The sequence below is a fragment of the Sulfitobacter sediminivivens genome (genome assembly GCF_042611115.2).
GTDB lineage: Bacteria > Pseudomonadota > Alphaproteobacteria > Rhodobacterales > Rhodobacteraceae > Sulfitobacter > Sulfitobacter sediminivivens.
On the sequence record NZ_JBHGAR020000008.1, the window covers coordinates 97,835 to 118,331 of the forward strand.

Below are 20,497 nucleotides of genomic sequence, written 5' to 3' on the forward strand. Positions count from 1 at the left end.
CAAAATTATCGAAAACCACAACCCGCAGGGGATTTCAGTGTTTCAGCAAATACTCCGCACAGGCTTCATCTGTCACCAAACAGTTGATCAATTTACCTTTTAGTGCCGCCAGCAGGCCGGGATATTTGGCTTCCCCTACGGCGATGCCGATGTTTGGCTTGTCGGATGGCTCAACACGCACACCACTGGTGCATACGTCGGACTGGTCCATCATATACCTCCCATCCGAATCAAAGGCCCAGCCGGCGATCTCTCCGACGGCACCGGCGGCCTCCAGTTCGGCCATCGCCTCGGCGGACATGAATCCATCCATGACCATCGGTGCCTTTGCTCCAAGCTCACCCAAGCCGACCAAGGTCACGTCGCAGTTATGGGCAAGCGCCCTGATCCGGGCAACATGTGGCAGGCTGTGAAGAAAATCACGCTCCTCGCGGTTTGTCGCGATCACGGGTAAGGGCATGGGATAATACCGCGCGCCGATCTTTTCTGCAAAACGCTGAAGTACCTCGTAAAGCGATGCCGATCCGTCAAAATTGGAATTGCCGATCAGCGACACAAGCCTGTGTCCCGGACATTCCATTTCGGTCATCTCAGTCGCCACGGCCCGCAGGGTCCGCCCGGTGCCAACCGCCACGGTCAGATCCGGTTGTCGCAGCAAGACCCGTTCAACCTCGCCTGCCCCAACGGCGGCAACCGAGCGAAACGAATCTGCTCGATCCTGGAGAGATGGCGCAACGCGCGCAAACTGAAGGTCGAATTTTCGCTTCAGATCACGCTCCATGTTCAGGCAGACCGCAATGGGATGATCAAGCCGCACATGCACCAAACCATCCGCAATCGCGCGGGCCACCAACCGCTGTACGCGTTGCCGCGACAGGTCCAGTTCTTCGGCGATCTGGCCCTGTGTCATCCCGGCAAGGTAGTACATCCACCCCGCCCGCGCGGCGAGGTCATCCGTTGATCCGTCAACTTTGGGTTTTAACTTCATGCGATCCAGTCCGAAGGTATCCCGGCACGTGCGCCTTGGCGGCCATGAATGCGTGAAACCAGACTGTTTTTCAACCGCCTTCGGATTTTAGACAGGCGCGTTCAGGCCAAAAGGGATGCAATATGTCGGGGCTGACTGGTGGTCTTATCCAGATGAACAAGGCCTTTTTCCAGCCCATCAATTCGCCCGAACCCCATGTCATCACGCAATAATTGCGCGGGCAGCGCTGTTGCCATCGCAACGGCATCCTGCAGGCCAACACCCACCTGATCCATCACCACTGAAATCGCACGCCCAAAATCGACGTCCGCCCCGGCCAGCGTGCCGTCCATGAGTGTTAATCGGCCTTTCTCGCGCCGCACAATACGCCCGTTCAGCGTGAATTCCTGTATGTCACATCCCGCCGTGGCCATCGCGTCGGTCACCAGAAAAATCTGACCCGGTCCATCTTTGGCTACCCCGGATTTTGCCGACAGCGCCGCCCGCATCGTGGCGGGGTGGACATGAACAGCATCGGCAATCAGCCCCGCACTCACCGAGGGATGTGTCAGGACGGCACCGACCAACCCCGGATCCCTGTTGCCAAGCTGGCTCATTGCGTTGAACAAATGCGTAGCACAGGATGCACCGGCGTCGAATGCCGACATGCAGCTGTCAAAGCTGGCGTCGGTATGACCCAGCGACACAATCACCCCGGCGTCGGCAAGTGCAGAGATTTGATCGTCCCGCACATTTTCCGGTGCAACCGTCAGCATCACATTTGCCAATCGGTTTGCGGCGTCCAGCAACACAGCGATATCCGCGTCCGTCATCGGACGGATCAAACTGGGGTCATGCGCTCCCTTGCGGGCCACTGACAGATGCGGACCTTCCAAATGGATTCCGATGATCCCCGGCAATTTTTCGTCAATGGCGCGCGCCACCGCATCGATTGCCGCTCGGGTCCGTTCGGGGGTATCGGTGATCAACGTGGGCAACAAGGCCGCCGTTCCCGTCGTTGCATGGGCCTCGGCCATGACCTGCAATGTTTCGACGGTTTGGGCATCATTGAACATCACGCCGCCGCCGCCGTTTACCTGCAAATCCACAAATCCCGGCGCAATGATACCGCCGTCAAGTTGCCGTGTGGCACAACCCTTTGGCACATCCTGTGATGAAACAACCGCAACCGACCCATCCGCACGCGCCATAAGTGCAGCACCTTTGTGCACCGTCAGGCCATCATAAATGTCTGCCCCGATCAGGGCCGTTTCACGCGCTGTCATACGGTTTCTGTTACCTTTTTTAGGTGCCTTGGTGCATCCGGATTGATGCCCCGCGATGTCGCGACCTGCTCAACCATCGCATAAAAACTCGCGATCAGTGCAATCGGATCGGTCAGGCCATGCCCGGACCGAACGGTCGGCAATGCTGTCGCCTTCTTGACCTGATCTGTGGTGGCAAAAACCGCCGCACCCTTGTCTGCAATCTGGTCCGCGACACCCGCCAAAGCCAGTTCCGCCTCATCCGCTGCGCAAAGCGCCAGCACTGGAAATCCCGCGTCCACAATCGACACCGGCCCGTGCAGGACCTCAGCCGAAGAATAGGATTCCGCGTGCAACTGACAGGTTTCCTTGAATTTCAAAGCCGCCTCATTCGAGATCGCAGAAGCAGGGCCGCGGCCCAGACAAAAGAGCGAATTGCGGCTGCCCAGCGCGTCGATAACCTGGCTCCAGTCTTGGCGCACGGCCTTTTCCAGATGGTCAGGCAAGCCATGGATCGCTGCCAAAAGCGCCGCATCCTGCGCGCATTCAGCCAAGAGCCAAATGCCGACAACTGCAGAGTTCACAAAGGTCTTTGTCGCCGCCACGCTCAGTTCCGGTCCGGCCTCAAGGTACAAGGTATGGTCGCTGACCTGTGCCAGAGGCGACGTGGGATCATTGGTGAGTGCAATCGACAACGCACCACCTGCGCGCGCCATCCGCGCCATTTCGACGATATCCGGGCTTTGTCCAGATTGAGACACCGACAGACATGCGCTGCCCGAAAGGTTCAGCTTGCGGTGATAAACCGACGCGATTGACGGCCCCACCGATGCGATCGGCGTCCCGCTTAACAATTCGGAAGCATATTTCAAATAGGTCGCCACATGGTCGGATGAACCGCGGGCCACGCTGACCAGAAATCCGGGGTTGCGCGCGCGAAGCGCATCGGCTGCGGCCCGCACGGCATCGCCTTGATTGTCCAGAAGCCGCGCCGCAGCTTGCGGGATTTCCAGCACCTCCTGGCGCATCTGGGTTTGGCTGGCACTCATGTCTCTGGTTCCTTTGCAAGGCGCAGCTCTGCCACGAAATTATAGGCATCGCCGCGATAAATGGATCGGGTGAATTCGACGATACGGCCATCTGCCAGATACGAGGTCCGCTCGATCCGCAGGCCCGCCTCGCCTTCGTTTACCGCCAGAAGCTCTGCATCCGCAGGCCCCAGATTGATCGCTGAAATTTTCTGAAGTGCGCGCACCGGGCGCAGGCCGGTTGCCTCAAGAACTTCATAAAGCGAGGTGGTCACTTCTAGCGGATTTGGCAAAATTGCTGTGGGCAACGACGCCCGTTCAATTGCCATCGGCTTACCATCTGCCGTACGCAACCGCGCGACCCGCGACACGGATGCATCCTGCGACATCCCAAGCGCCACCACTTCGTCGGGCGAGGGCATGAACACCCCCCGTTCCAGCCAAACACTGGTCGAGGCCATGCCGCGTCTGGTCATATCCTCGGTAAAGGATGTGAGCCGCGACAGGGATTGCTCGATCTGCGGTGTATCTGTCGCCACAAAAGACCCGAACCCTTGTTTCTGAACAACGATTCCATCTTCAGCCAGCGATTTGATTGCTTTGCGCACCGTCACCCGCGACAGATCCGTGATGGTCGCGATGATCCGTTCAGGCGGCAATGACGCACCGGGTTTCAGGATCCGCTGGTGAATGCCGTCTGTCAGCCGCTGACGCAATTGAACATAGCGTGGACCCGCATCGGGTCGCAGCCAAAGCGCCGGGTCGAGAAATTCGGGGACATTCATACGCGCACCCCTTTCAGACACGTCAGGCACCCCACAAAAATGGAAACTCCGGCAGCGAACATTGCTTCAATGGAATCGAACATACGATACCTTTATAATACCTTTCTCAAAAAAGGAAGGCCAATTGTCAGAAAAACATCGTTATTTGCGGCTGTCAAACTAAATTCTGGACAAATGGTATTATAAAGGTATGGTATTTCCAAAGAGGATAGAATCGCATGCTGCTGCGCCAGACAGAAAACCTGCCAGATCACCCTGCCATCGATGCAGTCGGTCCCGACGTGGCCGCGAAGATGATGCTCGACGGTCAGGTCGCGGCCGTGCAGGCCGTCGCAGGGGCAACCAACACCATCACCCGTGCCGCTCAGATCATGGCGGACACCATCGCGTCTGGTGGAACGCTGATTTATGCCGCCGCAGGAAGTTCAGGCTTGATGGCTTTGGCCGATGTCTGTGAATTGCCCGGCACTTTTGGTATCTGCGCCGATCAGTTGCGCCTGCACATGGCAGGTGGTGTCCCTGCGGACGGTCACATGCCTGGCCAGACCGAGGATGACACAGCCCAAGCTGATGCAATTGCCACCGATATCACGCAAAACGATTGCCTCATCGCACTCAGCGCCAGCGGATCAACGCCTTTCCCGGTTGCCATCGCCGAAAAAGCCGCCGCGCGCGGGGCATCTGTGATCGGCATTGCCAATAATCCTGACACGCCCCTGCTCAACATCGCGGACATTGCGATCTGCATTCACACCCCGCCAGAGGTGCTTGCCGGGTCCACCCGGTTGGGCGCGGGGACGGCACAAAAAGTCGCGCTGAATATGATATCGACCCTCATGGGTCTGCACCTTGGCCATGTGTATCAAGGCCGCATGGTCAATCTGGTCGCCGACAACGCCAAGCTGCGCGAACGCGCCGCAGGCATCGTGCGTACCATCGCAGGTGTGACGGACCAAAAAACGCAAACCGCGCTCGAAACGGCCAACGGCAACGTGAAGCTTGCCATCCTGATTGCCTCGGGTCTGGACCCTGTTCAGGCGCAACAGGCATTGAAAGTCCACAAGGGGCACCTTGGCCCCTGCCTGGCACGAAACGACTAAGATCAACTGAGACCACCAAAGGGAGAAACCAAATGAATAAACATACTTTCACCGCCACGCTGCTGGCCACAACCATGCTGACGGGTGCCGCCTTTGCCGAAGATGTCACGCTGACCATCGAAAGCTGGCGCAATGATGATCTTGCCATCTGGCAGGACAAAATCATTCCTGCATTTGAGGCTGAAAACCCCGGCATCAAAGTCAAATTCACCCCTTCCGCACCTGCAGAATACAACGCTGTGCTGAACTCCAAGCTCGACGCGGGGTCCGCTGGTGACATCATCACCTGCCGCCCGTTTGACGCGTCTTTGGCGCTGTTTGAGGCCGGACATCTGGCCGATGTAACAGATTTGGAAGGCATGAAGAACTTTTCCGACGTCGCCAAGTCCGGATGGAGCACCGATGACGCCTCAAAGCAGTTCTGTGTGCCGATGGCTTCGGTGATCCACGGCTTCATCTACAACAAGGACGCCTTTGAAGAGCTGGGTCTTGAAGTCCCGAAGACCGAAGACGAATTCTTTGCAGTGCTCGAAAAGATCAAGGAAGACGGTACATATATTCCGATGTCGATGGGCACCAACGACCAGTGGGAAGCCGCCACAATGGGCTATAACAACATCGGTCCAAATTATTGGAAAGGTGAAGAAGGTCGTCTTGCATTGCTGGCAGGCGACCAGAAGCTGACCGACGAGGCATGGGTTGCCCCTTACCGCCAGTTGGCAAAGTGGGGTCCGTATCTGGGTGACGGTTACGAGGCGCAGACCTATCCTGACAGCCAGAACATCTTCACCCTTGGCCGCGCTGCGATTTATCCAGCGGGATCATGGGAAGTGTCTGGGTTCAACAGCCTTGTTGATTTCGAAATGGGCGCGTTCTATCCGCCTGTCCAAGCTGCGGGCGACACATGCTACATTTCGGATCACACCGACATCGGCATCGGCATGAATGCAAAAACGGCGCATCCTGAGGCGGCCAAAACCTTCCTGAACTGGGTTGGCTCGACTGAATTTGCGACACTTTATGCAAACGCCCTGCCCGGTTTCTTCCCGCTGTCCAACGGCGAGGTCGCGCTCGAAGATCCGCTCGCACAAGAGTTCATCTCATGGCGCGGCGAATGTGAAAGCTCGATCCGGTCCACCTATCAGGTCCTGTCACGCGGCACGCCAAACCTCGAAAACGAAACATGGAATGCTTCAGTCCAGGTGATCAAGGGCGAAGAAACCCCTGAAGACGCGGGCAAGCGTCTGCAGGATGGCCTTGCCAGCTGGTACGACCCACAAAAGTAAGACGACCTGCCCCAAAGGTTGAACATCTTTGGGGCAGCCACCGCTTTGATCAGTGGTTTCACGACGGCGCGTTGGCCGGCGCGGAACGAACTCACCCCCACGCAGTCATCAACCGTAGGATTCCCCCATGTCACATGAGCTACCCAAGCGCCGGACCCGTTGGCACATCGCCGTTTTTCTGGCCCCAGCCGTGTTGATTTATACGGCAGTGATGATTTATCCGCTTTTTAACACATTGCGCCTGTCGCTTTTCACCGAAGTTGACCAGAGCCGCGTGTTCGTCGGCCTTCAGAATTTCCGCACATTGTTCGGCGATACCGTCTGGTCCAGCCAATTCTGGAATGCGCTTGGCAACAACTTCTGGTTCTTCATCGTCCATATGCTGGTGCAGAACCCCATCGGTGTGGCCCTTGCCGCGATCCTCAGCCACCCGCGCCTGCGCTTTGCTGCATTTTACCGCTCTGCCATCTTTATTCCCACAATCCTGTCCTTTGTGATTGTCGGATTTGCATGGAAGCTGATCCTGTCGCCGATCTGGGGCATTGCGCCGGATATGCTGGACTCGATTGGCCTCAAGTTCCTTTATGCGCCTTGGTTGGGCAAAGAAGAATACGCGCTTACCGCCCTTTCGCTGGTCTCGGTCTGGCAATTTGTCGGCATCCCGATGATGTTGATCTACGCCGCGCTGCTGTCGATCCCCGATGAGATTCTGGAGGCCGCCGAGGTCGAAGGCATCACCGGGCTGGCCGCATTCTGGAAGATCAAGCTGCCACTGATCCTGCCCAGCATCGGCATCATTTCGATCCTGACGTTTGTGGCCAATTTCAACGCTTTCGATCTGATCTATGCCGCCCAGGGCGCGCTGGCCGGACCGAATTTTAGCACCGATATTCTGGGTACCTTCATGTACCGCACCTTCTTTGGCTTTCAGTTGCAATTGGGTGATCCGCACATGGGATCCACCATCGCGTCAGCCATGTTTGCAATCATCCTGGTGGGGGTATGTCTGTACCTCTTTGGCATCCAGTCGCGCATGCGCCGCTACCAGTTCTGAGGAGAAAGCAAATGAACACCGCACGTCAGAACCGCCTCAACACCTTTGCCGCTCACGGCGCATTGATCCTCTATACACTGATCGCGCTCTTCCCGGTCTTTGTGATTGTGATCAACAGCTTCAAGACCCGCAAAGCAATCTTTCGCGAACCCCTGTCCCTGCCCGACGCAGACAGCTTTTCACTCATCGGCTATCAGACAGTGCTGAAGCAGGGCGATTTTTTCCTCTACTTTCAGAACTCGATGATTGTGACGGTGGGCTCGCTCACCCTGATCCTGCTCTTTGGCGCAATGGCCGCCTTTGCGCTGGCCGAGTATCGGTTCAAGGGCAACATGGTGATGGGGCTTTACCTTGCGCTTGGCATCATGATCCCGATCCGCATCGGCACAGTCGCAATCCTTGAAATGATGGTGCAAACCGGGCTGGTGAACACGCTTTGGGCGCTGATCCTGGTTTATACCGCTCAGGGTTTGCCGCTGGCTGTTTTCATCCTGTCCGAATTCATGCGCCAGGTCAGTGACGATCTGAAAAACGCGGGCCGCATTGATGGCCTGTCAGAATACCGCATCTTTTTCCGCCTTGTCCTGCCGCTGGTGCGCCCGGCCATGGCGACGGTCGCGGTGTTCAACATGATCCCGATCTGGAACGACCTGTGGTTCCCGCTGATCCTTGCGCCTGCCGAAGAAGTGAAAACGCTAACGCTCGGCTCGCAGGTCTTTATCGGGCAGTTTGTCACCGACTGGAACGCGGTTCTGTCTGCCCTGTCGCTTGCCATCCTGCCGGTCATGGCGCTCTACGTGATCTTCTCGCGTCAGTTGATCCGCGGCATCACATCAGGGGCGGTGAAATGAGGGTTCTCATTGCCGGTCTGGGCAACATGGGGCTTAGCCATGCGCTGGCCCACCACAACCACCCCGACGCAGAGATTGTCGGGCTGGTTAACCGATCCGGCACAGTCGATCATCCTGACTTGCAAGGGTATCCGGTTTATACCGATTACCATGCTGCTTTGGCCGAAACCAAACCCGACCTCGTGTGCATCGCCACCTATTCCGACAGCCACGCGGCATATGCCATCGCTGCGATGGACGCGAACGCGCATGTGTTTGTAGAAAAACCGCTGGCAACCACCGTGGCCGATGCTCAGGCTGTGGTAGACAAGGCTGTGCAGACCAACCGAAAGCTGGTTGTCGGCTATATCCTGCGCCATCACCCCTCGTGGCAGCGCCTGATTGCCGAGGCCCGCAATCTTGGTGGTCCTTTCGTATTCCGGATGAACCTGAACCAGCAATCCGATGGCCCCACATGGGAAACCCACAAGGCGCTGATGCAAACCACTTCGCCGTTGGTGGATTGCGGCGTGCACTACGTCGACGTGATGTGCCAGATCACCGATGCCAAACCTATGCGTGTCAACGGTATGGGCCTGCGCCTCTCGGATGAAATTGCCCCCGACATGTACAACTACGGCCAGCTTCAGGTGGTGTTCGAGGACGGATCTGTCGGCTGGTACGAGGCTGGATGGGGACCGATGATGTCCGAAACCGCCTTCTTTGTGAAAGACGTGGTGTCGCCGAAGGGGTCCGTGTCGATCCGCGATGCCGACAAAGGCGCATCCGATGATGTTGATGGCCATACCCGCGTCGGGACCCTGCTTGTCCACACCCCGGCGGGCGATCGCGAGATCGAAATGCCTGATGAACCGGGGCACCAGGAACTCTGTGATACCGAACAGGCCTATATGGTGAACGCCATCGCCGATGACACCGACCTGACCCGCCACATGAATGACGCCGTGCAATCGCTGGCGATCTGTCTTGCCGCTGACGAAAGCATCCGCACCGGCCAACCCGTTACTCTGGGAGAACGCAAATGACCGCTCTGAAACTTGAGAAAATCTGTAAATCCTTTGGCTCTGTCAAAGTCCTCAAAGACATTGATCTGGTCGTAGAAGACGGTGAATTTGTTGTCTTTGTCGGCCCGTCGGGCTGTGGCAAATCCACCCTTTTGCGGGTTATTGCGGGGCTTGAGGATGCAACCTCTGGCACCGTGGCCATCGGCGGTGATGTGGTGAACAACACTGCCCCCTCCAAGCGTGGCATCGCGATGGTGTTCCAGTCTTACGCGCTTTATCCGCACCTCACGGTGCGCGATAACATGACGCTTGGCCTCAAGCAGGAAAAGCAGCCAAAGGACGTGATTGACGAACGGGTGAACAAAGCCGTTCAAATGCTCGATCTGACCGCCTATGTCGATCGCAGACCTTCGGACCTGTCGGGTGGCCAACGCCAGCGAGTTGCCATTGGCCGGGCGATTGTGCGCGAACCCAAACTGTTCCTCTTTGACGAACCCCTGTCCAACCTGGATGCCGCACTGCGGATGAACACCCGGATCGAGATTGCTGATCTGCACCGCAAGCTCAGTGCGTCGATGATCTATGTAACCCACGATCAAACCGAAGCCATGACTTTGGCGGACAAGATCGTCGTGCTGCGCGACGGACGTGTCGAACAGACCGGCAGCCCGATGGAGCTTTATAACAATCCTGCCAATCAATTCGTTGCAGGTTTCCTTGGATCGCCCTCAATGAATTTCCTGACCCGTTCAGTGGCTGGCCTGCCACAGGGCACGACCCTGGGCGTGCGGCCAGAACATCTGGCGTTGACTGATGATGGTCAGATCAAGGGGCGCATCACCCATGTGGAGCGCTTGGGCGGCGACACCAACTTGCTTGTCACCACGGACCAGGATGAAACGCTGACCGTGCGCCTATTTGGGCAGCATATGGCAAATGTCGGGGATGCGGTGACGCTGGGTTTTGATCCGGCACATACATTCCATTTTGATGCCGATGGCAAACGCATCAACAAGAAATAGCATTCCTCAAAGCGCCGCCATAAACCGTGCGGCGCTTTGCAAAAGCAGGTCGTTTTGTGCGGGCGTGCCAAGCGAAAAGCGCAGGAATGTTTCCAGTCCTGCCTCGCGGGTACGCCCCACAATCAGCCCGGCATCATCAAAGAAATGCACAACCAGCGCCTCGATCACCTCTGCATCTGCGCCATCGATTGACACCAGCAGAAAGTTGGTGCCACTGGGCAGGGCACTGATACCCAAAGCCGCCAAGGACACCGCGACCCGTTCCCGTTCCAGGACCAATGCAGCGACCCGGTCGCGTACCACGTCAATGTCGGCCAGCGACGCCAGGGCCGCGGCCTGCGCCAGTGCGTTTACACTCGCCATACCCCGCGCAGCATAAAACCCCGGCAACATCTGGCGCGGTGCCTGCGCCCACCCGACGCGCGCGCCCGCCAACCCATAAGCTTTGGAAAAGGTGCGGGTGACGATGACATTATCGTATGCTTTGGCCAGATCATGAACACCCGCAGCGCTGTCAAATCCGTCAAATTCACAATAGGCCAGATCAAGTACCAGCACGACATGTGGCGGGGTGTTCAGCGCAAGTCTTGCCAATTCTGAAAACGGCAATACCGTTCCTGTTGGATTGTTCGGGTTGGCCAGAAAGATCAGTTTTGTCCGCGCCGTGATCGCCGACAAAATCGCATCAACGTCGGTGGTGAAATTGGTCTCAGGTGCTTTGACCAACGCCGCCCCTTGCCGTCGGGTGGTCATTTCAAACTGGATATATCCGTAAGCCGAGATCAGAACCTCGTCACCCGCGCGCGCGAAATTGCGGGCGATCACGTCAAGCAATTCCTCGGACCCGTTACCACAGATGATGTCATCTGCGTCCAGACCATTGGCCCGGGCTAAAGCCGCGCGCAGCGCGTCACAGGTCGCACCACCATAGGCATTCACATTCTGCGCGGCCTTGTCCAACGCAGCGGCAACCAAGGGCGTCGGCCCGTAAGGCAGTTCATTGTAGCCCAGATTGACGGTTGGCAGTCCTTTTGGCTGCGGCCTTTCAATGCGCCCGCGCACTACCAGCGGTGTAAGATATGACTGCGGTTTGGCTGTGGTCACTCCGTCTGTGCTCATCTCACTGTCCTGTCGTTTTGCAGATCACACAGCACCGCCCACATGCTGCGCGATCAGGTCTTTGTAGAGGCCCTGAATGATCTTGGTCAAAGGCCGGTCCCCATCACCGATGGGCTTGCCATCAATCTGAGCCACCGGCGTCTGCGCCCCAAACGTCCCTGTCAAAAACGCCTCATCCGCGCCGTATGCCTCATAAAGCGAGAAGTTCTTTTCATAGATCGGAATGTCGTTGTCGCGGCACAAATCAATCACTTTCTGGCGCGTCACGCCGTTCATGCAATAATCCCCCGTCGAGGTCCAAACGGCACCACGCCGCACGATGAAGAAATTGCAGGCGTTGGTGGTGTTCACAAACCCATGCGGGTCCAGCATCAATGCCTCATCCGCGCCCGCCGCCTCGGCCTGAAGGCAGGCTATGATGCAATTGAGCTTGGAATGACTGTTCAGCTTGGGGTCTTGCGCATGCGGCAACCCGCGCACCTGCGGCACCGTTGCCAGCCGGATACCGGCGCTTTGCAACCGATCCACGGGCTTTGAATGTTCCATGATGATCACCAGTGTCGGGCCCGAGGTGCTGAGCGCGGGATGCTGAAACGGCTTATCCTTGATGCCGCGGGTCAGCATCAGGCGGCAATGCACATCATGGGTCATGTCGTTCGCCGCTGCCGTGCGGGTCAGCGCATCCATTATGCCCGCCCTGTCCATGCCAACATTCAGCGCGATGGCTTTGCACGAGTTGAAAAACCGGTCCATGTGTTCGTCGAAAAATGCCCATGTCCCGTGATAAAGCCGCATCCCTTCCCATATCCCATCACCCAGCATAAAGCCCGCGTCATAGACCGACACTTTGGCCGCATCGCGGTGCACGATGTCCCCGTTTACATAAATCTTGATGTCGCGGTTGCGGATATCTGCATCCGCGTCGTGGGTGGTTTTATGGTCAGTCATATGTTGCTTTCTGATTTTTGCTGGGGCCGATCTGACTTTACCCGCATAGATGCCCGAACCAAGGGCAAATCAAAATGATCAATTTTTGCCCCACCCTAACCGGCAACGGACCGGTCGTCAGAACCAGTCCGCGACAGGCATCGCGCTGAAATGTCGTTTTTTCCGGGTGGGCTGCCAGTTCCGGTTTCTATCATCAAACCCAGACCCGCCAGCCTTAAGGATCTGCCATGGCCACTTCATCCACGCTGCCACCTGCGATTGACGCCTTCATCCGATCCACTGACAGCAACGGCATCCCGGCCTCTGTCATGAAACAAGCCGCGCTGCTTTTGCTCGACACGCTTGGCATCGCCATCGCCGCCACCCCGATGGAGGCAGGCGTTCTGGCCCGCGAAACCGCGCGACGGCTCTATGGGGCGGCCGATCCTCATGATACGGCGTGGATGATGTTTGACGGGCGCAACGCCAGCCTTGCCGGCGCTGCCTTTGCCACGGCCAGTCAGATCGACAATCTTGATGGGCACGATGGATATAACCCGACGAAAGGCCACATTGGTGTGGCCGTGGTTCCCGCACTTGTGTCCTTTGCCCAACGCATCCCCAATCTGAGCGGCGTGGACGCGCTGGCGGCTCTTGTGGTCGGCTATGAAATCGCCGGACGCGCGGGCATTGCACTGCACGCCACCACGCCCGATTACCACACGTCCGGCGCATGGAACGCGCTTGGCGTCGCTGCACTTGGCGCGCGGTTGCGTGGCACGTCCGCCGTTCAATTGCGCGAGGCGCTAGGCATTGCCGAATACCACGGACCGCGCAGCCAGATGATGCGCGAGATTGCCAACCCAACCATGTTGCACGATGGCTCTGGCATGGGCGCGCTGGTGGGAGTGTCCTCGCTGATCATGGCTGAGATCGGGTTCACCGGCGCACCGGCAATCACCGTCGAAGCGGCTGAGGTCGCGAACCATTGGGCCGATCTTGGGACATTCTGGCAGGTCAAGCACCAATACATCAAACCCTATCCAATCTGTCGGTGGGCACATGCGGCCATTGATGCCGCGCTTGAAATCTGTCTGGCAGGCAGCGTGACCGCTGATCAGGTCGACAAGATCGAAATTCATAGCTTTCACAATGCCGTACAGCTTTTTGCGACGATGCCCAACACGACATCCAAGGCACAATACTCCCTGCCCTTTGCCGTGGCGACGATGGTCGCCCATGGGGCGATTGGATTGGAGCATATCTCGGACAATGGTCTGTCTGATCCGGTTGTCGCAAACCTTGTTGCGCGAACGCAGATGCAGGAGGCCGCGCACCACGAGGCGCGTTTTCCAGCGGGCCGCTGGGCCGATGTGACAATGACGCTGAAAGATGGACGCGTCCTGACTTCGGGCGATGTGCATGCGCGCGGCGGACCGGAACGCCCGTTTGACGCAGGCGACATCATCGCAAAATACATGTCGTTCGCTGTGCCTGTCCTGGGCGAGCAACGTGCAGAAGCGATCCGCGATGCCTGCCTGTCCCTGACAGACGGCACCACGCCGTTTTCAACGCTGCTCGATCATCTGAAAGACGCCCCGTAGCAGGTTGATCCTGCGCGCTGTTATTGATCCTTCAGAAAGGCCAGCATCCGCTCTTCCGAGGCGTAAAGGTCAGACACACTGCGCACCTTCGGCATCGAAACCTCGTCCCCGGCCAGATCAATAACTGCCGGATGGATATAGCTGTTGCGCGCAACTGTTGGCGTGTTGTGCAACCGCTCGGCTGCGGCCTCTGCCATCGCTTTGATCGTGGCCGCGCCTTTCTCTGCCACCTCATACGCGGCCAACGTACCAGTCCATGTGCGAAAGGTCTTGGCGGTAATGCCATCCTGCCCGGAGGCGTCTGCGAGATAGTTGTTTAATCCGGCGGAACTGAGCCTCTGCGGTGTGCCATTATCATCGAGCCAGCTGAGCACCTCGGCACCGGGGAGATCGTTCACCTTGTCCAATATCCGCGCCAGTGTGCGGTCAGTCATCTGCTTGCGGACTTTTTTGCCCCCCTTGGCAGTGAACCGCAGAGAAATCGTATTGCCGTTCAAATTTACATGTTTGCTCCGCAACGTAAGCGCCCCATAGCTGCCGTTTTCGCGGGTGTAATCCGGGTTGCCCACCCGAATCGCTGTCCGATCAATCAGCGCCACAGCGCTTGCCAATGCGAAACTCTGCTCGCCTGCATCGCCCTTGAGATCGCGCATCACCCGCCGGCGGATGCGGGGCAATACACGACCAAAACCCACCAGACCTGCAAACTTGGTTTCCGCCTGTGCTGCGGTCCACTCCATGTGATAGCGGTATTGCTTGCGCCGACGTTCATCGCGCCCGGTCGCCTGCAGATGACCATTGGGCAACGCGCACATCCAGACGTCTTCATAGGCGGGCGGCACCGACAAAGCCTCGAGCCGCCTGCGTTCAGCGCCTTGCGCGATCGTGGTGCCGTCCGGTGCCGTATAACTAAACCCGCGCCCGCGCTTACGCCGGGTGATCCCCGGTTGATCATCGCTCACGTAGATCAGCTCACTTGGCACCACGCCCGCTATCCTTTGCGGACTTCGGAGGAGAGCTTGAGCACGCCTGCGCCATCTTCCTGCTCTATATAAAGTGCCGGATCATCGACTGACCCGTTGCGCGTGACCTCAGTGCCTTGCAATGTCCGGGTGACTTTGCCGTCATAGGTTTTCTCAACGGTGCCCACTGCGGTACCGTCGCCCCAGTCCCATTCGACCTTGTCGCCTTTGCCAAAGTCAGCCATCACAGTTCCCCTCATTTACATGATCCTGTTTTGCAACGCGCCGCCAAACGCTCTGGTTCCCGATATGATTTAATCCAGCCACGCTGTCTGGCATTTTTCAGCGGCCTATGGCACGTCTGCAGGATGAAGATTTTCTCATCCAGATCGCGCCCGGTTCATATGGGCGGCTATCCCATGGAACGTTTGCACAGGCTTGGTCAGGCGCACATGCGCCTGCCTGAAATGCCGTTCCCCACCATAAGCTTTGCCCGACCTGATCAACCTGAGAGCATCGTAAATGCGATGGGGCCGTTTCAGGCCATGATGGATGTGCTGCGTAGCGGCAAGGTGAACCCGGCGCGGGCCAATATTCCCGGTGACCCGGTGACACGCGCCAATCACCTCAAGGCATTTGGCTATTACAACGACGCCTCAATGATGGGGATCTGCGCTTTGCCGGATGACGCCCGACTGGCCACGCCGCGCCGCAATCGCGAAACGGACCAGTTGGCCAACGACCTGAAAACCCGCCAGACCAAGACGCTTGCCGCTGGTGTTGATGTGATCATGGCCAATTTGCGCGATGCGGCCGCCGCACCTGTACCACCGCTTGGTGCTCATACCCATGCGCTGGTGATCCTGACCGCGTTCCCCCGTGATCCACGCATAGGGGAACCGGGCAGCGACTGGATTATCAACGCCCAAGCCCAGCGCGCCTGCCTGCGTGCTACTGAAAACGCCACGGTGCTTGGCGAATACATCCGCCAGTTGGGCTTTGATGCGCGGGTGCATTCGGCCACCACATCCGACGTGCATCTGGGCAAACTGGCCGTGGCGGCAGGATTGGCTGTGTGCGAAAACGCTGCAATCAGCGCGCCTTGGATCGGCATAGGCTTCGGGCTTGCCGTGGTGAGCACGGACATGGCTTTGGCCCCCGACCTGCCGCTGGCCCCGATGAAGGATCAGCCGTGGTCCGCGCTCAAAGGACCGCATTGGCAACTTGGCTCCCACGGCGGCGTGCACGCGCGCAGCCATGATCCCTATGCCAGCCGTGATTTTGCCGCCGGACCGCACCCCTTTGAGGATCTCAAGCGGGTCGACAATCCCACCACCTACATCGACGCGCCCAACGTTCCGCGTATCCCGAAACGCACCGACATGTTTGCGCGCGGACAGTTTGGTGACATGGGGCCAAAGGTTCAGGATGCGATGAAGGGCGGCCATCACGTGGTCAAATCCGCACCCTCCGCCGCGCAACGCCGCCTGCTGGGCGCGCTCATTCTGTTGCAGGACGGCACCGTTGCCCCTGACGCAGCACAGCTTGACCCCGCCCGCAACGCCGCCAACCTCAAGGCCACCAGCTATTTTCTGGGGGCAGATGCCGCGGGCCTTTCAGCTTGTCCCGACTGGACATGGTACAGCCATGACGCCACCGGCACCCCCATCACGCCGCCCCATGATCAGGCGCTGAGCATGATCATCGATCAGGGGTTCGACACCATGGAAGGATCATCAGGCGATGATTGGATTGCAGTATCGCAATCCATGCGCGCCTATCTGCGGTTTTCGATGCTGGGCGGTGTGATCGCACAGCACCTGCGCAATCTGGGTTATCCTGCCAAAGCACATACTGTGATGGACGGCGATGTGCTGCAACCGCCGCTGCTGTTGCTTGCCGGTTTGGGTGAGGTCAGCCGCATCGGCGAGGTGATCCTGAACCCGTTCCTCGGACCGCGCCTGAAATCCGGCGTGGTCACGACAACCCTGCCGATGACGCACGACAGACCCATCGATTTTGGCCTGCAGAAATTCTGCGAAGCCTGCAACAAATGCGCGCGTGAATGTCCCTCTGGTGCGATCACTGCCGGACCGAAAAAGATGTTCAACGGCTATGAAATCTGGAAATCCGACAGTCAGAAATGCGCCACGTACCGCATAACCAACCAGGGCGGCGCGATGTGCGGGCGGTGTATGAAAACCTGCCCATGGAATTTGGAAGGGCTGTTTGCGGAACGGCCTTTTCGCTGGGCTGCCATGAACATCCCCAAGGCGGCTCCGATGCTGGCCAAGCTGGATGATAAAGTCGGCAAAGGCCGATTGAACCCGATCAAGAAATGGTGGTGGGATATCGAAGTGCGCCTCGATGGTGGCTTTGACGTGCCGCGCGCGCCTGTTAACGCGCGTGATCTGCAAACCGATCTGGACCTCAAATTCGAGGATCAGACATTGGCCGTCTACCCCGCGCCACTTGCCCCGCATCCATGGCCCTACCCGGACCCGATGAACCGCGAGGCCGGGATCAAGGCACATGCGGATCTTTTGACTGCCGATGAACACCGCGCAAAAAATGCGCGCGGCGACACCGATCATCTGCATCTTTATGCTGTGGGCAGCGATGCCCCGGTCCTTGACCTGCGCATCACGGCGGCCGAACGCCTCAGCGACGGCGTGACCCTTTATGATTTCGCGCACCCCGAAGGACATGATTTACCGCAATGGACCGCTGGCGCGCATCTTGATCTTGTGGTCGCGCCTGAGTTCCTGCGCCCCTATTCGCTGCTTGGTGATCCCGCCGACCGCAGCAGATACCGCATTGCAGTGCTGCGCGAAGACGAGGGCCGGGGTGGATCCGCGCTGCTCCACCGGGTCTTTTCCAAGGGACGCAGAGTGTTTATTTCAAAACCCGTGAACCACTTTGAATTGGTCGAGGGTGCGCCATTTACCCTGCTGATGGGCGGTGGCATTGGCGTAACCCCGATGATCGCCTTTGCGCATCGGCTGCACGCCATCGGCAAACCCTTTGCCCTGCACTATTCCGCGCCCCGGCGCGCTGCGGCGGCCTTTGCAAACATCCTGCCAACCATGCCATGGGCAGCACAAGTCCACCTGCATATCTCAGCCGAAGACACCCGCGCGGATCTGCCCGTGATCATGGCCGGACTGCCCAAGGGCGGCCACGTCTATACCTGCGGCCCTGATGCTTACATGCAATCTGTCATGACAGCGGCAAAGCAGGCTGGGGTTGCAGAGGACGCCTGCCACCTTGAATATTTCTCGACCCCTGATGTGCCCGACTATGTGAACAACCCCTTTACCCTGCGGCTTGCATCGGGACGCGACATTGCCGTGGCTGCGGATCAGTCGGCCACCGACGCGCTGATCGCCGCAGGAATTTCCGTAGACATCAAGTGCAGCGATGGGATATGTGGCGTGTGCAAATGCGGCGTGCGGAGCGGCGCTGTGGAACACCGCGACTTTGTGCTTTCCGCCAAACAGCGGCAATCCGCCATGATCCTGTGCCAGTCGCGTGCCGCAGACCCCGACGGCATAGTGGAGATTGACCTATGAAAACCGCACTCGTCACTGGCTCTTCGGGGTTTATCGGCTATTTCACATCGCTGGCGCTGCTAGATGCCGGATGGCGTGTTGTGGGCCTTGATTGTCTGTCAGATTATTATGACGTTGCCCTCAAGGAACGCCGCCAATCCATGCTGAGCACGCGTGCCAATTTCAGCGTGATCAATGACCGGCTGGAAACCCCCGGCACCATGATAGCGCTCTTTAAGAAATACCGCCCCGATACGGTTATTCATCTGGCGGCCCAGGCGGGCGTGCGCCACTCCATTGACGCACCGCGATCATATCTGCAATCAAACCTTGTCGGCACGTTTGAACTGCTGGAAGCCGCTAGGGCCTATCCGCCAGCGCATATGTTGCTGGCTTCTTCGTCATCTGTTTACGGGGCCAATACCGATATGCCCTTTGCCGAAACGGACAAAGTCGAAACGCAAATGTCATTCTACGGTGCCACCAAGAAGGCAACCGAGACGATGGCACACAGCTATGCGCATCTCTATGACCTGCCAATCACCATGTTCCGGTTCTTCACTGTCTATGGCCCATGGGGCCGCCCCGATATGGCGCATTTCAAATTCACCCGCGCGATCCTGAACGGCGATCCTATCGATATTTATAACCATGGTGATATGCTAAGGGACTTTACTTACATCGACGATCTGGTCGCCTCACTTATGGCGCTGATTGGCGTTGTCCCCAAAACGGGTGCCCCGGTTGCACATGACAGCCTCTCTGCCGTTGCACCGTTTCGCGTGCTCAATATCGGCAATGGCACACCGATTAAACTGATGGAGTATATCACCGCGATCGAGGCCGCCTGCGGGCGCATTGCACTCAAAAACTACCACGACATGCAGCCCGGCGATGTGCCTGCCACCTGGGCCGATGCGACGCTCTTGCAGACACTCACGGTCAAGCGCCCCGCCACCCCCATTGCCACCGGCCTGCAGAACTTTGTGGACTGGTACAGGGACTATTACAAAATCTGACCTTGCCCTTCACCCTTTCTAAAATACCGATATCCCGCCCTTTCCGCCCAAAGCCAAAGCCGCTATGAGGCAGCACATCCGCCATAAAATGAGACCCAAAATGACATTCAACCGCTCGATCAAGATCGCCCCTTCAATCCTTGCCGCCGATTTTGCGAATTTCGGTGCAGAATGCGAGGCGATTGAGGCGCAGGGTGCCGATTGGGTGCATGTAGATGTGATGGACGGTCATTTTGTCCCCAACATCAGCTTTGGTCCCACCACCTGCGCTGCGATCCGGCCCCACATCAAAGGGGTGATGGACGTGCATCTGATGATTGCACCCGTTGATCCCTATATCGACGCCTTCGCGTCGGCCGGGGCCGACATCATTACCGCGCATGTCGAGGCAGGGCCACACATTCACCGGACGTTGCAAGCCATCCGCGGCGCTGGGGCCAAAGCAGGCGTCGCGCTGAATCCCGGCACCCCTGCGGATGCCGTGGCGCATCTTCTCGACCTCACCGACCTGATCTGCGTGATGACCGTGAACCCCGGTTTCGGGGGTCAGAAATTCATCGACATGACCGACAAAATCAAATCCTTGCGCGCAATGATCGGTGATCGCCCCGTGCATATTGAAATCGATGGTGGCGTGGATGCCAAGACGGCACCGCTGGTCGCAAAAGCCGGGGCAGATGTGTTGGTTGCCGGGTCCGCAGTGTTCAAAGGTGGCTCCGTCAGCAACCCTTCGCCTTACGGCGAAAACATCCGGGCCATTCGGGCAGCAGCGCAAGGCACCTACGTCTGATCCAGCAGCAACGCACGCATCACTCACCCGGTCTTAACTCCCTGCTCCTAGAACTCACTTTGTCGCGACATCTGCTGAAAGGTCATCACCCTTTTGGCAAACACCGGAAACGAAGGGGCCCCTTAAAAAAGGGTCATTTCTGAACAGTTCAGACATGCAGGGT

The 20,497-nt window shown here is 58.0% G+C and carries 18 protein-coding genes; 10 read left to right on the forward strand and 8 right to left on the reverse strand.

The window, feature by feature from the left end:
- Positions 1 to 34: 34 nt before the first annotated feature.
- The 4 genes from ACEWL3_RS10420 to ACEWL3_RS10435 form a co-directional block, all read right to left on the reverse strand.
- Positions 35 to 988: a sugar-binding transcriptional regulator gene (locus tag ACEWL3_RS10420; protein ID WP_386183320.1), complete on the reverse strand. Its 954-nt coding sequence runs from the start codon at positions 986 to 988 to the stop codon at positions 35 to 37.
- A 101-nt stretch (positions 989 to 1,089) separates the two neighbouring features.
- Positions 1,090 to 2,253, reverse strand: a complete 1,164-nt coding sequence (nagA, locus tag ACEWL3_RS10425; RefSeq protein ID WP_386183318.1) for an N-acetylglucosamine-6-phosphate deacetylase — start codon at positions 2,251 to 2,253, stop codon at positions 1,090 to 1,092.
- Complete coding sequence (locus tag ACEWL3_RS10430; RefSeq protein ID WP_386183316.1) at positions 2,250 to 3,281, reverse strand: SIS domain-containing protein; 1,032 nt, start codon at positions 3,279 to 3,281, stop codon at positions 2,250 to 2,252. Before ACEWL3_RS10430 ends, nagA begins: the two co-directional genes overlap by 4 nt.
- Positions 3,278 to 4,045, reverse strand: coding sequence for a GntR family transcriptional regulator (locus ACEWL3_RS10435; RefSeq protein WP_386183314.1), 768 nt, complete (start codon positions 4,043 to 4,045; stop codon positions 3,278 to 3,280). Before ACEWL3_RS10435 ends, ACEWL3_RS10430 begins: the two co-directional genes overlap by 4 nt.
- Before the next feature lie 218 nt (positions 4,046 to 4,263).
- On the opposite strand from ACEWL3_RS10435, the gene ACEWL3_RS10440 reads away from it, so the two are divergent.
- From ACEWL3_RS10440 to ACEWL3_RS10465, 6 genes are all read left to right on the forward strand, one after another.
- Positions 4,264 to 5,145: an N-acetylmuramic acid 6-phosphate etherase gene (locus tag ACEWL3_RS10440; RefSeq protein ID WP_386183312.1), complete on the forward strand. Its 882-nt coding sequence runs from the start codon at positions 4,264 to 4,266 to the stop codon at positions 5,143 to 5,145.
- Between the two features lie 32 nt (positions 5,146 to 5,177).
- Positions 5,178 to 6,431 carry an ABC transporter substrate-binding protein gene (locus ACEWL3_RS10445; protein ID WP_386183310.1) on the forward strand — a complete coding sequence of 418 codons (1,254 nt, stop codon included), beginning with the start codon at positions 5,178 to 5,180 and terminating at the stop codon, positions 6,429 to 6,431.
- A gap of 127 nt (positions 6,432 to 6,558) precedes the next feature.
- Positions 6,559 to 7,485, forward strand: a complete 927-nt coding sequence (locus tag ACEWL3_RS10450) for a carbohydrate ABC transporter permease (RefSeq protein WP_386183308.1) — start codon at positions 6,559 to 6,561, stop codon at positions 7,483 to 7,485.
- Positions 7,486 to 7,496: 11 nt separating this feature from the next.
- Positions 7,497 to 8,336 (forward strand): carbohydrate ABC transporter permease, encoded by an 840-nt coding sequence (locus ACEWL3_RS10455; protein ID WP_114879581.1) that lies wholly within the window; start codon positions 7,497 to 7,499, stop codon positions 8,334 to 8,336.
- Positions 8,333 to 9,361: a Gfo/Idh/MocA family protein gene (locus ACEWL3_RS10460; RefSeq protein WP_386183305.1), complete on the forward strand. Its 1,029-nt coding sequence runs from the start codon at positions 8,333 to 8,335 to the stop codon at positions 9,359 to 9,361. The genes ACEWL3_RS10455 and ACEWL3_RS10460 overlap by 4 nt, the downstream gene beginning before the upstream one ends.
- Positions 9,358 to 10,362 carry an ABC transporter ATP-binding protein gene (locus ACEWL3_RS10465; RefSeq protein WP_386183303.1) on the forward strand — a complete coding sequence of 335 codons (1,005 nt, stop codon included), beginning with the start codon at positions 9,358 to 9,360 and terminating at the stop codon, positions 10,360 to 10,362. Before ACEWL3_RS10460 ends, ACEWL3_RS10465 begins: the two co-directional genes overlap by 4 nt.
- Before the next feature lie 6 nt (positions 10,363 to 10,368).
- Here ACEWL3_RS10465 and ACEWL3_RS10470 read toward each other — a convergent pair whose 3' ends face one another.
- Positions 10,369 to 11,481, reverse strand: coding sequence for a pyridoxal phosphate-dependent aminotransferase (locus tag ACEWL3_RS10470; protein WP_386183301.1), 1,113 nt, complete (start codon positions 11,479 to 11,481; stop codon positions 10,369 to 10,371).
- 24 nt (positions 11,482 to 11,505) lie between these two features.
- A complete protein-coding gene (locus ACEWL3_RS10475) occupies positions 11,506 to 12,429 on the reverse strand; it encodes an aminotransferase class IV (protein ID WP_386183299.1) in 924 nt (307 codons plus the stop codon).
- Between the two features lie 227 nt (positions 12,430 to 12,656).
- On the opposite strand from ACEWL3_RS10475, the gene ACEWL3_RS10480 reads away from it, so the two are divergent.
- Positions 12,657 to 14,012, forward strand: a complete 1,356-nt coding sequence (locus tag ACEWL3_RS10480) for an MmgE/PrpD family protein (RefSeq protein WP_386183297.1) — start codon at positions 12,657 to 12,659, stop codon at positions 14,010 to 14,012.
- A gap of 20 nt (positions 14,013 to 14,032) precedes the next feature.
- On the opposite strand, the gene ACEWL3_RS10485 is transcribed toward ACEWL3_RS10480, so the two are convergent.
- Both ACEWL3_RS10485 and ACEWL3_RS10490 read right to left on the reverse strand, forming a co-directional pair.
- Positions 14,033 to 14,998: a DNA topoisomerase IB gene (locus ACEWL3_RS10485; RefSeq protein ID WP_386183295.1), complete on the reverse strand. Its 966-nt coding sequence runs from the start codon at positions 14,996 to 14,998 to the stop codon at positions 14,033 to 14,035.
- Between the two features lie 5 nt (positions 14,999 to 15,003).
- Positions 15,004 to 15,219, reverse strand: a complete 216-nt coding sequence (locus tag ACEWL3_RS10490) for a hypervirulence associated TUDOR domain-containing protein (RefSeq protein ID WP_386183482.1) — start codon at positions 15,217 to 15,219, stop codon at positions 15,004 to 15,006.
- Between the two features lie 123 nt (positions 15,220 to 15,342).
- Between ACEWL3_RS10490 and ACEWL3_RS10495 the strand changes: the two genes are divergently transcribed.
- The 3 genes from ACEWL3_RS10495 (at position 15,343) to rpe (ending at position 20,334) form a co-directional block, all read left to right on the forward strand.
- On the forward strand, positions 15,343 to 18,546 hold the full coding sequence (locus ACEWL3_RS10495) for a 4Fe-4S dicluster domain-containing protein (protein ID WP_386183293.1): 3,204 nt from the start codon (positions 15,343 to 15,345) through the stop codon (positions 18,544 to 18,546).
- Complete coding sequence (locus ACEWL3_RS10500) at positions 18,543 to 19,544, forward strand: NAD-dependent epimerase/dehydratase family protein (RefSeq protein ID WP_386183291.1); 1,002 nt, start codon at positions 18,543 to 18,545, stop codon at positions 19,542 to 19,544. Before ACEWL3_RS10495 ends, ACEWL3_RS10500 begins: the two co-directional genes overlap by 4 nt.
- A gap of 100 nt (positions 19,545 to 19,644) precedes the next feature.
- Positions 19,645 to 20,334: a ribulose-phosphate 3-epimerase gene (gene rpe / locus ACEWL3_RS10505; RefSeq protein ID WP_386183289.1), complete on the forward strand. Its 690-nt coding sequence runs from the start codon at positions 19,645 to 19,647 to the stop codon at positions 20,332 to 20,334.
- The last annotated feature ends 163 nt before the right edge of the window (positions 20,335 to 20,497 follow it).

Excerpts from the sequence above, each read along its gene's own strand:
- ACEWL3_RS10420 (WP_386183320.1), bottom strand. The coding sequence starts at position 988 with ATGAAGTTAAAACCCAAAGTTGACGGATCAACGGATGACCTCGCCGCG.
- nagA (WP_386183318.1), bottom strand. The coding sequence starts at position 2,253 with ATGACAGCGCGTGAAACGGCCCTGATCGGGGCAGACATTTATGATGGC.
- ACEWL3_RS10430 (WP_386183316.1), bottom strand. The coding sequence starts at position 3,281 with ATGAGTGCCAGCCAAACCCAGATGCGCCAGGAGGTGCTGGAAATCCCG.
- ACEWL3_RS10435 (WP_386183314.1), bottom strand. The coding sequence starts at position 4,045 with ATGAATGTCCCCGAATTTCTCGACCCGGCGCTTTGGCTGCGACCCGAT.
- ACEWL3_RS10440 (WP_386183312.1), top strand. The coding sequence starts at position 4,264 with ATGCTGCTGCGCCAGACAGAAAACCTGCCAGATCACCCTGCCATCGAT.
- ACEWL3_RS10445 (WP_386183310.1), top strand. The coding sequence starts at position 5,178 with ATGAATAAACATACTTTCACCGCCACGCTGCTGGCCACAACCATGCTG.
- ACEWL3_RS10450 (WP_386183308.1), top strand. The coding sequence starts at position 6,559 with ATGTCACATGAGCTACCCAAGCGCCGGACCCGTTGGCACATCGCCGTT.
- ACEWL3_RS10455 (WP_114879581.1), top strand. The coding sequence starts at position 7,497 with ATGAACACCGCACGTCAGAACCGCCTCAACACCTTTGCCGCTCACGGC.
- ACEWL3_RS10460 (WP_386183305.1), top strand. The coding sequence starts at position 8,333 with ATGAGGGTTCTCATTGCCGGTCTGGGCAACATGGGGCTTAGCCATGCG.
- ACEWL3_RS10465 (WP_386183303.1), top strand. The coding sequence starts at position 9,358 with ATGACCGCTCTGAAACTTGAGAAAATCTGTAAATCCTTTGGCTCTGTC.
- ACEWL3_RS10470 (WP_386183301.1), bottom strand. The coding sequence starts at position 11,481 with ATGAGCACAGACGGAGTGACCACAGCCAAACCGCAGTCATATCTTACA.
- ACEWL3_RS10475 (WP_386183299.1), bottom strand. The coding sequence starts at position 12,429 with ATGACTGACCATAAAACCACCCACGACGCGGATGCAGATATCCGCAAC.
- ACEWL3_RS10480 (WP_386183297.1), top strand. The coding sequence starts at position 12,657 with ATGGCCACTTCATCCACGCTGCCACCTGCGATTGACGCCTTCATCCGA.
- ACEWL3_RS10490 (WP_386183482.1), bottom strand. The coding sequence starts at position 15,219 with ATGGCTGACTTTGGCAAAGGCGACAAGGTCGAATGGGACTGGGGCGAC.
- ACEWL3_RS10495 (WP_386183293.1), top strand. The coding sequence starts at position 15,343 with ATGAAGATTTTCTCATCCAGATCGCGCCCGGTTCATATGGGCGGCTAT.
- ACEWL3_RS10500 (WP_386183291.1), top strand. The coding sequence starts at position 18,543 with ATGAAAACCGCACTCGTCACTGGCTCTTCGGGGTTTATCGGCTATTTC.
- rpe (WP_386183289.1), top strand. The coding sequence starts at position 19,645 with ATGACATTCAACCGCTCGATCAAGATCGCCCCTTCAATCCTTGCCGCC.